The organism is Pseudomonas sp. Irchel 3F6 (genome assembly GCF_900187595.1).
GTDB lineage: Bacteria > Pseudomonadota > Gammaproteobacteria > Pseudomonadales > Pseudomonadaceae > Aquipseudomonas > Aquipseudomonas siliginis.
Map to the genome: position 1 here is coordinate 982,911 of NZ_FYDP01000001.1, position 12,311 is coordinate 995,221.

At 61.2% G+C, this 12,311-nt stretch carries 10 protein-coding genes; 5 read left to right on the forward strand and 5 right to left on the reverse strand.

The window, feature by feature from the left end; all coding sequences use genetic code 11:
- Window positions 1-755: 755 nt before the first annotated feature.
- Genes fdhE through fdnG form a run of 4 tightly spaced genes read right to left on the reverse strand, consistent with a single transcriptional unit; the run spans window position 756 to window position 6,349 of the window.
- On the reverse strand, window positions 756-1,682 hold the full coding sequence (gene fdhE / locus CKW30_RS04360; RefSeq protein ID WP_095180076.1) for a formate dehydrogenase accessory protein FdhE: 927 nt from the start codon (window positions 1,680-1,682) through the stop codon (window positions 756-758).
- Window positions 1,683-1,685: 3 nt separating this feature from the next.
- On the reverse strand, window positions 1,686-2,351 hold the full coding sequence (locus CKW30_RS04365; RefSeq protein ID WP_041480299.1) for a formate dehydrogenase subunit gamma: 666 nt from the start codon (window positions 2,349-2,351) through the stop codon (window positions 1,686-1,688).
- Window positions 2,348-3,283, reverse strand: a complete 936-nt coding sequence (gene fdxH / locus CKW30_RS04370; protein ID WP_016774818.1) for a formate dehydrogenase subunit beta — start codon at window positions 3,281-3,283, stop codon at window positions 2,348-2,350. The genes CKW30_RS04365 and fdxH overlap by 4 nt, the downstream gene beginning before the upstream one ends.
- Window positions 3,284-6,349 carry a formate dehydrogenase-N subunit alpha gene (fdnG, locus tag CKW30_RS04375; protein ID WP_143497881.1) on the reverse strand — a complete coding sequence of 1,022 codons (3,066 nt, stop codon included), beginning with the start codon at window positions 6,347-6,349 and terminating at the stop codon, window positions 3,284-3,286. It lies immediately after the preceding gene.
- 320 nt (window positions 6,350-6,669) lie between these two features.
- Here fdnG and CKW30_RS04390 point away from each other — a divergent pair, with 320 nt between their 5' ends.
- The 5 genes from CKW30_RS04390 to CKW30_RS04410 all read left to right on the forward strand — a co-directional run bounded on the left by CKW30_RS04390 (window position 6,670) and on the right by CKW30_RS04410 (window position 11,475).
- Complete coding sequence (locus CKW30_RS04390) at window positions 6,670-7,824, forward strand: MalY/PatB family protein (protein WP_095180079.1); 1,155 nt, start codon at window positions 6,670-6,672, stop codon at window positions 7,822-7,824.
- Between the two features lie 230 nt (window positions 7,825-8,054).
- A complete protein-coding gene (locus CKW30_RS04395) occupies window positions 8,055-8,912 on the forward strand; it encodes a glucose 1-dehydrogenase (RefSeq protein WP_016774822.1) in 858 nt (285 codons plus the stop codon).
- A gap of 87 nt (window positions 8,913-8,999) precedes the next feature.
- Complete coding sequence (locus CKW30_RS04400; RefSeq protein ID WP_056786193.1) at window positions 9,000-9,611, forward strand: Yip1 family protein; 612 nt, start codon at window positions 9,000-9,002, stop codon at window positions 9,609-9,611.
- Between the two features lie 42 nt (window positions 9,612-9,653).
- Window positions 9,654-10,997, forward strand: a complete 1,344-nt coding sequence (locus CKW30_RS04405; protein ID WP_041480294.1) for a sodium:proton antiporter — start codon at window positions 9,654-9,656, stop codon at window positions 10,995-10,997.
- 184 nt (window positions 10,998-11,181) lie between these two features.
- Window positions 11,182-11,475 carry a hypothetical protein gene (locus CKW30_RS04410; protein WP_039761510.1) on the forward strand — a complete coding sequence of 98 codons (294 nt, stop codon included), beginning with the start codon at window positions 11,182-11,184 and terminating at the stop codon, window positions 11,473-11,475.
- 234 nt (window positions 11,476-11,709) lie between these two features.
- On the opposite strand, the gene CKW30_RS04415 is transcribed toward CKW30_RS04410, so the two are convergent.
- Complete coding sequence (locus tag CKW30_RS04415) at window positions 11,710-12,243, reverse strand: hypothetical protein (protein ID WP_016774826.1); 534 nt, start codon at window positions 12,241-12,243, stop codon at window positions 11,710-11,712.
- Window positions 12,244-12,311: the final 68 nt, after the last annotated feature.

The following is a 12,311-nucleotide window of genomic DNA, read 5'->3' on the forward strand; positions in this document are numbered from 1 at the left end:
TACCACAGGGAAATCCGGGGCTGACCGGGCTTTGTGATTCGGCACATAGACTTGTGGGAGCTGGCTTGCCAGCGATTGCGGTGGGTCCGTCAAAGAAGGTGGTGGATGTGCCGACCAATCGCTGGCAAGGCAGCTCCCACAGGGATTCGGGGTGGAATGGACATTGTTGGTCACCACAAAAACCTGTGGGAGCGAGCCTGCTCGCGAAAACGGTGTGTCAGTCAATGTGGATGTGGCTGACCTGACGCCTTCGCGAGCAGGCTCGCTCCCACAGAGAAACCCGGGGCTGACCGGGCTTTGTGATTCGGCACATAGACTTGTGGGAGCTGGCTTGCCAGCGATTGCGGTGGGTCAGTCAAAGAAGCGGTGGATGTGCCGACCGAATCGCTGGCAAGCCAGCTCCCACAGAGAAATCCGGGGCTGACCGGGCTCTGTGATTCGGCACATAGACTTGTGGGAGCTGGCTTGCCAGCGATTGCGGTGGGTCAGTCAAAGAAGGCGGTGGATGTGCCGACCAATCGCTGGCAAGCCAGCTCCCACAGGGATTCGGGGTGGAATGAACATTGTTGGTCACCACAAAAACCTGTGGGAGCGAACCTGCTCGCGAAAGCGGTGTGTCAGTCAATGTGGATGTGGCTGACCTGACGCCTTCGCGAGCAGGCTCGCTCCCACAGAGAAATCCGGGGCTGACCGGGCTTTGTGATTCGGCACATAGACCTGTGGGAGCACACCCCTCTCCCACAATTTTGCGCTGGTCAGTCGTCCCCCGGCGCCAGCAACAGATTGGGCGCCAGGCGCTGATAACCGTCCTGGGCCAGGCGCATGTCCAGCAGCAAACTGCCGAGATCCGCCGACAACGCCTCGGCTTCGGCGTCGTTCTCCAGATAGAGCAATTTCAGGTAGCTGTTGCAACTCGGGCAGACTTCGGCGCGCAGCGGCGCCTGTTCGGCGCTGTGCCGGTCGTCTTCCTGGCTCAGATACTCAAGGCCCTTGCTCTGCTCGCAATACACGCACTTGACCCGCACCACATGCCATTCGCAGGCGCACAGCGAACACACCAGATAGCGCAAACCGTTGTGCTTGCCGCGATGGCGAATCACCCCGGCCATGGCCGGCGAACCACAGGCCGGGCATTGGCTGAGGCTGTCGCCAGGCTTGAGTTGCAGATTTGGCACACTGAGCAGCCAGTGGCTCCAGGCGGTTTGCAGGGCGGCGCCGAGAAACGGCACCAGCGCCGCCGGCACCAGCGAATACTGCCCACTGACCAGCGCCACCGCCCACGCGCGCAGCTGGCCGGAACTGGCGCCGCGCAGAGTGTCCAGCGCGTCGATCACTGCAGGTTGATCCGCTGGCGCATAGCGCTGCAGCAAGGCGTCAAGCCACGGCTGCCAGGCATCTTCGCGCACCAAGGTGTCTGCGGCGAACGGCGGCAGACCGTGCTGCTGACAGGCTTCGAAACGCTGCGCATCAAACGGCGCGGTGAGCGGCGGATCGTCGAAGACCTGCTGCTGCGCCCGGCACAATCCGGCCATCAGCCGCAGATAATCCGCCAACCCGTTGCCCTCGGCCAGACGCTCGAGGCGTTCAGCGCGCAGGGCAAACAGGTTACGTGGCGGCAGATACAGAAACGGCGGCGAACTGGCCGCCGCCTCGATTTCCCCAGGTTCAAGAATGCTTGGCAAAAGTCAGCCCTTTTTTGTCAGCGGTCGCTCGGGCACGTCCCGAGGCTGTTCGTCGCGGGTCACCTCGCGGTACCACAGTTCATGGTGTTTTCTCGCCCACGGCCGGCTGACCCAGCCATGCAACATGGCGTCGACCGAACCCTTGATCCACAAACCGGCGTAGATGTGCACGATGATGCTCAGCACCAGCACGAACCCGGCCAGCGCATGCAGCAGCATGGCCCAGCGGATCGTGGTGATGCCGAAGTACGCGCTGAACCACGCGCGCCAGATCACCAGCCCGGTGAACAGCAACGCGAGCATGCACAGCAGTAAAGTCCAGAACAGCAACTTCTGCCCGGCGTTGTATTTGCCTACCGGCGGCACGCTTTCTTCGTCGTTGACCATCACCCGGTTGATCCGCCGCAGCCACTGGCGATCATTGGCGATGAAGAAATTGGTGCGCCAGAAGCTGAACACCAGGCCGAGGAACAGCACGAACATGGCGATGCCCATGTACGGGTGCAGAATCCGCGTCCAGGTGCCGCCGCCGAACAGATTACTGAGCCAGAACAGCGACGGATGAAACAACGCCAGCCCGGACAACCCGGCCATGAAAAACAGAATCGCCACCAGCCAGTGATTGGTGCGCTGGTTGGCGCTGTAACGCAGGATCGTCTTGTTGCTCATGGCCGCTCCTCCCCGCGTGGATCGAAGGTGTGCACCGCCGGGTCGACCACGTGCACCGAGGTATCGGGTGGTGTCGGATGCTCATCCTCCTCGACACGATTCGGCCCGATGCGCACATAGTGGAAGAACCCGGCCAGCACCGCCGCACCCATCGCCAACAAGCCGAGGGGTTTGCTGATGCCTTTCCACAAGCCCACCAGCGGACTGATCGCCGGATGGTCCGGCAAACCTGCATAGATTTTTGGCGTGTCGGCGTGATGCAGCACGTACATCACGTGGGTGCCACCCACGCCAGCGGGGTCGTACAGACCGGCGTTTTCAAAACCACGGCTTTTCAGATCGACGATGCGTTCGGCGGCATGTTCCTTCATATCTTCCTTGGTGCCGAAGACGATGGCGCCGGTCGGGCAGGTTTTCACGCAGGCCGGCTCCAGCCCCACCGCCACGCGGTCGGAACATAGGGTGCATTTGTAGGCCTTGTGGTCTTTCTGCGAAATGCGCGGGATGTTGAACGGGCAACCGGTGATGCAATAGCCACAGCCAATGCAGTGGTCCTGATCGAAATCGACGATGCCGTTGGCATGCTGAATGATCGCCCCGGGGCTCGGGCACGCGGCCAGACAACCGGGCTCGGCGCAGTGCATGCAGCCGTCCTTGCGGATCAGCCACTCAAGGTTACCGGCGTCGGTTTCGTGCTCGGTGAAGCGCATCAGCGTCCACGAATCCGCCGTCAGATCCTGCGGATTGTCGTAGGTGCCGTGGTTGTGGCCGACCTCGTCGCGCAGCTCGTTCCATTCCGAGCAGGCGACCTGGCAGGCCTTGCAGCCGATGCACTTGGTCGTGTCGATCAGCTTGGCAACGCCCTGCTGAGTCCTTACCGACGGCGGCACGGTGGTGGTGGCCGAGCGGGCAATGATGTCTTGGCTGGCCATTTACAGTTTCTCCACGTTGACCAGGAATGACTTGGATTCCGGGGTCTGAGTGTTGCCATCGCCGAGGAACGGCACCAGGGTGTTGGTCAGGTAACCGTGACGCGTCAGGCCAGTGAAACCCCAGTGCAGCGGGATGCCGATCTGATGCACGACCTGGCCGTTGACCTGCAGCGGCCGGATCCGTTTGGTCACCACCGCCACCGCTTCGATAAAGCCGCGCTTGCAGCTGACCCGCACGCGATCACCGGCAGCGATGCCCTTCTCGTTCGCCAGCACTTCGCCGATTTCCACGAACTGCTCGGGCTGAGCGATCGCGTTCAACTTGCAGTGCTTGCTCCAGAAGTGGAAATGCTCGGTAAGCCGGTAGCTGGTGCCGGCGTACGGGAAGTCCTTGGCTTCGCCGAGGGTTTCCCAGACCGAATCGAAGATCCGCGCCGCCGGGTTGCTGGTGGCCTTCTTGTTTTGCGGGTGCAGCGGGTTGATGCCGATCGGCGTTTCGAACGGCTCGTAGTGCTCAGGGAATGGGCCTTCGTTCATCTTGTCCACGGCGAAGAACCGCGCGACGCCTTCGGGGTTCATGATGAACGGGTTCATCCCGGCTTCCGGCGGCACGTCGGCCTTGTAGTCCGGCACATCGGTGCCGGTCCAGGCCTTGCCGTTCCACCACACCAGCCGCTTTTTCGGGTCCCACGGTTTGCCCGCCGGGTCCGCCGAGGCGCGGTTGTAGAGAATCCGCCGATTCGCCGGCCAGGCCCAGGCCCAACCCTGATGCTGGTGCATGCCGAACGGGTCGGCGTTATCGCGCCGGGCCATCTGGTTGCCGGCCTCGGTCCAGCTGCCGGCGAAAATCCAGCAACCGGACGCGGTGCTGCCGTCATCCTTGAGCAAGCCGAAACCGGCCAGTTGCGTACCAGCCTTGACCGTAACGCCACTGGCGTCGGTGAAATCGCTGACAGCGGTGCCGTTGATTTCCCGCGCCAGTTCTTCCGGCGAAGGCTCGTCGGGGATCTTGTACGGCCACGACAGTTTCAGCAGCGGATCAGGAAACTTGCCGCCTTCGATCTGATAACGCTGGCGCAGGCGCAGGAACAGTTCGCTCATGATGCGAATGTCGGTCTGTGCTTCGCCGGGGCCGTCGGCACCCTTCCAGTGCCATTGCAGCCAGCGGCTGCTGTTGACCAGCGAGCCGTCTTCCTCGGCAAAACAGGTGGTCGGCAGGCGAATGACTTCGGTCTGGATTTCAGCGGTTTTCACGTCGTTGTACGGCCCGACGTTCTGCCAGAACTCCGAGGTCTCGGTGGCCAGCGGGTCCATTACCACCAGCCACTTGAGCTTGGCCAATGCGCCCATCACGCGGTTCTTGTCCGGTAACGCAGCGATCGGATTGAAGCCTTGGCAGAAGTAGCCGTTGACCTTGCCCTGGCTCATCAGGTCGAACATTTTCAGCACGTCGTAGTTGGGGATGTCGAGCTTCGGCAAATGGTCGAACAGCCAGTTGTTCTCGGCGGTGGCGTTGGCGCCGTACCAGGATTTCATCAGGCTGACGTGGAACTTGCTGTAGTTCTGCCAGTACGAAAGCTGCCCCGGTCTGAGCGGAACCTGCGTGCGTTTGAAGATGAACTGACCGTAATCCTGCTCGCTGTCGCTGGGCAGCGTGAGGTAGCCGGGCAAGGCGTTGGACAGCAGACCGAGGTCGGTCAGGCCCTGGATGTTCGAGTGCCCGCGCAAAGCGTTGACGCCACCGCCGGGCATGCCGACGTTGCCCAACAACAACTGCACCATCGCCGCGCTGCGGATGATCTGCGCGCCGATCGAGTGCTGCGTCCAGCCGAGCGCGTAGAGAATCGTCATGGTCTTGCCCGGTGTCGAGCAGGTGGCGATCTCTTCCCAGATTTTCTGCATGGCGTCGACCGGCATGCCGCAGATCTGGCTGGCCAGGTCGATGTTGTAGCGGCTGTAATGCTGCCTCATCAATTGATATACGCAGCGCGGGTCCTGCAGGGTCGGGTCGACGCGGACGAAACCGTCCTCGGCGAATTCGTAGCCCCAGCCGGACTTGTCGGTGTAGCTGCGTTTTTCCGCGTCGTAGCCGCTGAACAGACCATCTTCGAAGCCATAACCGGCTTTGACGATGAACGACACGTCGGTGTAATTGCGCACGTATTCGTGCTGGATCTTGTCCTCGGTCAGCAGGTAATTGATCAACCCGCCCATGAAGGCGATGTCGGTACCGGTGCGGATCGGCGCGTAATAGTCGGACACCGAAGCGGTCCGGGTAAAACGTGGATCGACCACGATCAGCCGCGCGGAGTTGTGCGCCTTGGCCTCGGTCACCCATTTGAAGCCGCACGGATGCGCTTCTGCTGCGTTGCCACCCATCACCAGGATCAGATTCGCGTTGGCGATATCGGTCCAGGTGTTGGTCATGGCACCACGGCCGTACGTCGGGGCAAGACTTGCCACCGTCGGGCCGTGTCAGACACGCGCCTGGTTATCGAACCCCAGCAGACCGAGGCTGCGAATCACCTTCTGAGTGATGTAGCCGGCTTCGTTGGATGCCGCCGATGCCGCGAGAAAACCGGTGGTCAGCCAGCGATTCACCGTTTGCCCGTTGGCATTTTTCTCGATGAAGTTGGCGTCGCGGTCGGCCTTCATCAGGTCGGCGATGCGATCGAGGGCTTCGTCCCAGCCGATGCGCGTCCATTCATTGCTGCCGGGTTTGCGCACTTGCGGGTACTGCAAGCGGCCGGGGCTGTGAATGAAGTCGAGCAGGCCCGCGCCTTTCGGGCACAGCGTGCCGCGATTGACCGGGTGGTCGGCATCGCCTTCGATGTGAATGATGTTTTGCGCCACGTTCTTGCCGGCATCGCCCTGGCTGTACATGATCAAACCGCAACCGACCGAGCAATACGGGCAGGTGTTGCGGGTTTCACGGGTGTGGGCGAGCTTGAAGTGACGCACCTGCTCGGCGAAGGCCGCCGTCGGGGCCATGCCCAACGCGCCCAGGCTTGAGCCTGCAAGGCCGATACCGGCGACCTTGAAGAACTGACGACGGCTGAGATCCATCGTGCACTCCTGATCAGGTGGAACCCGGTACTTGTGCCGGGCTTTATCTGGACAATCACGGTTGCGACGCCTTGACGCCGACTTTTTCACTGTAGACAAAGACCTTGCCGATTGTGTGAAAACCGACCGTCGGGTGTCTGGCCCGGATTTCCAGCCAGTACACACCCCCCCCTGTGGGAGCGAGCCTGCTCGCGAAAGCGCTGGGTCATCCAACTCGATGCTGCCTGACCCGACGTATTCGCGAGCAGGCTCGCTCCCACACAGGTCGCGTTGCGCATAGAATGTCCGGCAGAACCAACTCCGCCTCGACGAGACCGCGCATGACTTTCGATTTTGATCAGCTGTTCGACCGCCACCACACTGGCAGTACCAAGTGGAGCCGCTACCCGGCCGATGTGTTGCCGATGTGGGTCGCTGATATGGATTTCGCCGCGCCGCCGGTCATCGTCCAAGCCTTGCAACAGCGCCTGCTGCACCCGCTACTCGGTTACAGCGTGGCCCAGGACAACCTGCGCGACGCCATCGTCGCCGACCTGTGGAACAAGTACGCATGGCAGGTCAAACCGCAGGAGCTGATTTTCCTGCCGGGCGTGGAATCGGGATTCAACATGGCCCTCAAGGCTTTGGTCCAGGCGCAGCAGAATGTCGTCGTGCAAGTACCGAACTATCCGCCGCTGCGCCATGCGCCTGGGCATTGGGGCCTGAACAAGGTCGAGCTGGAATTCAACGCCCAGGCCGATGGCACTTACGCCACGCCGCTGGAATCTTTGCGTGAGTCGCTCGAAGGCGGCGGCGCCCTGCTGCTGAGCAACCCGCACAACCCGATCGGCAAGGTCTTCGATCGCGAAGAGTTGCAGGCAGTGGCGGATATCTGCGCAGCGCAGGACGCGTGGATCATCTCCGACGAGATTCACGCCGAACTGTGCTTCGACGGCCGCGTGCACATTCCCACCGCATCGCTGAGTCCGGAAATTTCCAAGCGCACGATCACCCTGATGTCGGCGAGCAAGGCCTACAACATCGCCGGTCTGAAGACCTCGTTCATGATCATTCAGGACGCCGCGCTGCGCGAACGCGTCAACCACGCCCGCTGCGGCATGGTCGACAGCGTCAACCCGCTGGGCATGGAAGCCACCCGCGTCGCCTACAGCGAAGCCGGGCCTTGGCTCGCGGAATTGAAAATCTACCTGCAGGCCAACCGCGACTGGCTGGTGAACGCCGTACGCACGCGGCTGCCGGGCGTGACCATCAATGTGCCGCAGGGCACGTATCTGGCGTGGCTCGATTGCACCGCGCTGGACCTGCCGGATCCGCAGCGGTTCTTCCTCGAACAGGGCAAGGTCGGGCTGAGTGCCGGGCTCGATTTTGGTGACCGGCATCAGCAGTTCGTGCGCTTGAACTTCGGTTGCCCGAGGGCGTTGCTCGAAGAAGGGATTGCGCGGATGGAGCGGGCGCTGGCCAGCCGAAAACGCTGATCCTTGCCCGGTATTCCCCTGTATAAATGACCCCCTGTGGGAGCGAGCCTGCTCGCGAAAGCGCAGTGTCAGTCGACATATTTATCGTCTGACAGACCGCTTTCGCGAGCAGGCTCGCTCCCACATTGGTTTTGCATCGCCAACCAGAATCCAGCGCAAATCCGATCGAACTCAAGGCAAAGCCACCGGGTCAACCCGGAACACTGGACTTGAAATCAGGAGACCCTGCGATGACTGACTATCCAAAACCACCCTTCCCGAAACAAGCCCAACCGGTGCCCGGCTCGCAACGCAAGATGGAACCGTATCCAGACTGCGGCGAGCAAAGTTACGTCGGTTCCGGCCGCCTCGCCGGCAAGATCGCGCTGATCACCGGTGCCGACAGCGGCATCGGTCGCGCGGTGGCGATTGCCTTCGCCCGTGAAGGCGCCGACGTCGCCGTGGCTTACCTGAATGAACACGAAGACGCCAAGGAAACCGCACGCTGGGTCGAGCAGGCCGGGCGTCAGTGCATCCTGCTGCCGGGCGATATCGCCGAGAAGGCTCAGTGCCAGGCGCTGGTCGACAAGACCGTCGAGCGCTTTGGCCGCATCGACATTCTGGTCAACAACGCCGCGTTCCAGATGACCCATGAAAACTTCGAGGAAATCCCCGATGACGAATGGGTGATGACCTTCGACGTCAACATCACCGCCATGTTCAGGATCTGCCAGGCAGCTATCAAACACATGCGCCCCGGCTCGTCGATCATCAACACTAGCTCGGTCAACTCGGACATGCCCAAGCCGACTCTGCTGGCCTACGCCACCACCAAAGGCGCGATCGCCAACTTCACCGGTGGCCTGGCGCAGATGCTCGGGCCGAAGGAAATTCGCGTCAACAGCGTCGCCCCAGGCCCGATCTGGACGCCGCTGATCGTCTCGACCATGCCCGATGAAGAAGTACAGAACTTCGGCGGCAGCACCCCGCTCGGCCGACCGGGCCAACCGGTGGAAGTCGCACCGATTTACGTGCTGCTGGCCTCCGACGAAGCCAGCTACATCACCGGCCAGCGCTACGGCGTGACCGGCGGCAAACCGATGCTGTAACCGTGCAGCAGAAAAACTGAACCCGAGCGGCATGGCATCTCTCCATACCTGTAAGCGCCTACGGGCCAACAGGAACAGGAGGTTGTCATGTCCGCCCCCCTCGTCAGACTCTTCACCCAACCCAACTTCGCCTGGACCGATATCCGCCGCGAAGAAGAAACCCATCCCCGCCACTACCTCGCGCATTTGCTGCTGCTCGCGCTGATTCCCGCCGTGTGCCTGTTCATCGGCACCACTCAAGTCGGCTGGAGCCTCGCCGCGGGTGAGAACGTGCGCCTGAGCACGGCCAGCGCCCTGCAATTGAGCGTGCTGCTGTACGTGACGATTGTCGCCGGTGTGGCGGTTATCGGCGGGTTTATCAGATGGATGTCGCGTTCATTCGATGCGCGACCAACGCTGAATCAATGCATCGGTTTTGCCGCTTACACGGTGACGCCGTTTTTCCTCGCCGGGATCGCCGGGCTGTACCCGAGCCGCTGGCTGGCGATTCTGGTGCTCGGCGCGGCGTCGATCTATTCGACGTTCTTGCTGTTCGTCGGCCTGCCGACCTTCATGCATGAGCGCAAGGAGCAAGGCCTGCTGTATTCGGCGTGCGTGTGGGGCGTCGGCCTGCTGGTGCTGGTGACCATGCTGGTGTCGATGATTCTGCTGTGGTTCAACGTGCTCATCCCCGAGTACCTGCGCACGACCGTGAGCTGACCCGGTGCGCCTGTCCTTGAGAATTCACCGAAGTGAGCGGTCATGAGTTTCGGCGTATGGGTCGCGGTGCTCGGCGCCGTGCTGCTGACGCTGGCTCTGACGTCGTCGTGGTTGCGCTGGATGCCGGTTACGACCTCGGCAGTGTGCCTGCTGCTCGGCATCGCCATCGGCCCCAGCGGCCTCGAACTTCTAAAACTGTCGCTGGAAGAATCATCATTGTGGATGGAGCACCTGACTGAAGTCGCGGTGCTGTTTTCCTTGTTCGTCTGCGGTCTGAAGCTGCGGTTGCCGTTGGCCCACAAGACCTGGCGTATCGCTTTTGGTCTGGCCGGGCCGGTAATGATTCTGACGATTATCGGCGTGTGCCTGCTATTGCATTGGGGCCTGCAATTGCCGTGGGGACCGTCGTTGCTGATCGGCGCGATTCTGGCCCCGACCGACCCGGTGCTCGCTGCACTGGTGCAGGTCAATGATGCGCAGGACGTCGACAGCGTGCGCTTCGGCCTCTCCGGTGAAGCCGGGCTCAATGATGGCGTGGCTTTCCCTTTCGTGATTCTCGGTCTGCTGTTGCTGCACGGTGACGGCAGCGCTGGCGAATGGCAGCACTGGGTGCTTCGCAGTCTGTTGTGGGCGGTGCCGGCGGGTTTGCTCACCGGTTACTGGATGGGGCGCGGCATTGGCCGCATCGCTCTGTTACTACGCATTCACAACGAGGACAGCACCCTCGGCCCGAACGATTACCTGACCCTCGCGCTGATCGCACTGTCCTACGTGGTGGCCGACGCCATTGGCGGCTACGGCTTTCTCGCGGTCTTCGCTGCTGGCCTGGGTCTGCGTCAGGAGGAAGTGAAATCCACGGGCATCACCCAAGCGCCTGCCGAGCATCTGGTGCAGCCGGTGGTCGGTCATCAGAACGTCGAACCACAGAACGCCGTGCATGGCGACACGGAGCAGTTGGAAGACAGCCAGGTCGCGGCGGGAATCATGATGGGCGACATGCTCGCATTCGGCAGTCTGGTCGAGCGGGCGATGGAAGTGTTTCTGGTGACCCTGCTCGGTGTCGTGCTGATTGCGCATTGGGACTGGCGGGCGTTGTGGATCGGCGCCGTGCTGTTCTGTCTGATTCGTCCACTGAGCGTGGCGTTGATGCCGTGGGGCAATCTGCTCAGCGGACCGCAGCGTTTGTTGATCGGCTGGTTTGGCATTCGTGGCATCGGCAGCCTTTTCTATCTGTTCTTCGCCCTGAACCATGGCCTCGATTCCGACGTGGCCAAGGTCTGTACCGACATCACGTTGTCGGTGGTGGCCCTGAGTATCCTGCTGCATGGCATCAGCACACAGCCGATGCTGGCGCGCTATGAAAGTCTGAAGCAACGAAAAAGCTGATTCTTCAACCGCTGCGCTTTGCCGAAAATCATCGAAGATTTTTCTACAAAAAAATGGATCGCCGGGCGCGACCCAAGGGTCACACCTTTAACCGCGCCAACCATCCAGCGCGACCCGGCAGGTTCGGTTCCCCTGCGGTGAACAGCCTATCAAACGGAACCCCGACACAAACAAGGTCACAGTCATGAACGAATGCTCGACTCCTGCGCAAATCAAGGCTTGCAGAGCACTGGCTCTGGAACGCAATCGTCAACTGTTCGAAGAAGCCCACGAACTGAACCGAGCGGCCAACGCGCTGCTGGAACAGACCCCGACCGACTTCGAACGCTTTGAGCAATACCGGGCACTGCGCAAGAAAGCCGATGCGAAATTTGAAGATGCGATTGATCATCTGTGTGTGCTGAATGAGGATTTTCCGCCGATTCCGGCAGCGGTGCAGAATGCTGTTACACCGCGGCGTGAGCTGGAAACTGCGTGATAAAAGTCAAAAGCCCCTCACCCTAGCCCTCTCCCCGAGGGAGAGGGGACTGACCGAGGTGTTCTCACGTGCTACACCGACCTGGCATACCGCGCCGAATGTAGATTTTGAAAAGCATGAAGATCTGCTCCCTTTCCCCCTCGCCCCCTTGGGGGAGAGGGCTGGGGTGAGGGGGTAAGATCTCACTAACACCACAAAATCCAGCACCTGTCCCCTGCCCCCGACCAATCCACCTCAAGGATTGGTCACCTGAATAAACACCGCATACACCCCCAACATCACCCAGAACGTCGCAAAAATCCAAGGCGTGCGCACTGAGAACAGCAGCGACTTGCGATAGCCCTTATGGCTCGATTCCATTTCGCTGAACAGTGGAGACTCGTCATACGCCGCGCCCATCACCGGCTCGCTGTGCAGCAACTGGCTCTGTTTGAAGTGCCAGTGATCGATGATGTCGTACGCCGCACGAATCCCCGGCCAGGCATTCAGCGAACTGAGCACACCAAGCAGCGCCAGAAACGGCGGCACGACAAGGGTGAACATCTTGCCCCACTCGGGATTGAGGTTGGCCATGCACGAGGCGAAAGCGATCACCAGAAACGACTGCGCCGCCAGATAGGCGTCGGTGCGGTTGGCGAGGATGCTGGTTTCGTACTGGATTTCCCGGCGGTAGAAATCCAGCCGCTCCTTGGGTGAGCCAAACATCTTGGCGTCGTGTTCGGCCAAGGCTTCTTCAACGGCGCTTGGCTGGGTCAATATGCGTGACAAGAGACGTGCCCTCCAAAAGTGAACAAGACTTTTGGAAAGGCACGCGTCAGCACTAGTTCAGCCGGATC

Excerpts from the sequence above, each read along its gene's own strand:
- CKW30_RS04390 (WP_095180079.1), top strand. The coding sequence starts at position 6,670 with ATGACTTTCGATTTTGATCAGCTGTTCGACCGCCACCACACTGGCAGT.
- CKW30_RS04405 (WP_041480294.1), top strand. The coding sequence starts at position 9,654 with ATGAGTTTCGGCGTATGGGTCGCGGTGCTCGGCGCCGTGCTGCTGACG.
- CKW30_RS04400 (WP_056786193.1), top strand. The coding sequence starts at position 9,000 with ATGTCCGCCCCCCTCGTCAGACTCTTCACCCAACCCAACTTCGCCTGG.
- CKW30_RS04365 (WP_041480299.1), bottom strand. The coding sequence starts at position 2,351 with ATGAGCAACAAGACGATCCTGCGTTACAGCGCCAACCAGCGCACCAAT.
- CKW30_RS04410 (WP_039761510.1), top strand. The coding sequence starts at position 11,182 with ATGAACGAATGCTCGACTCCTGCGCAAATCAAGGCTTGCAGAGCACTG.
- fdxH (WP_016774818.1), bottom strand. The coding sequence starts at position 3,283 with ATGGCCAGCCAAGACATCATTGCCCGCTCGGCCACCACCACCGTGCCG.
- CKW30_RS04395 (WP_016774822.1), top strand. The coding sequence starts at position 8,055 with ATGACTGACTATCCAAAACCACCCTTCCCGAAACAAGCCCAACCGGTG.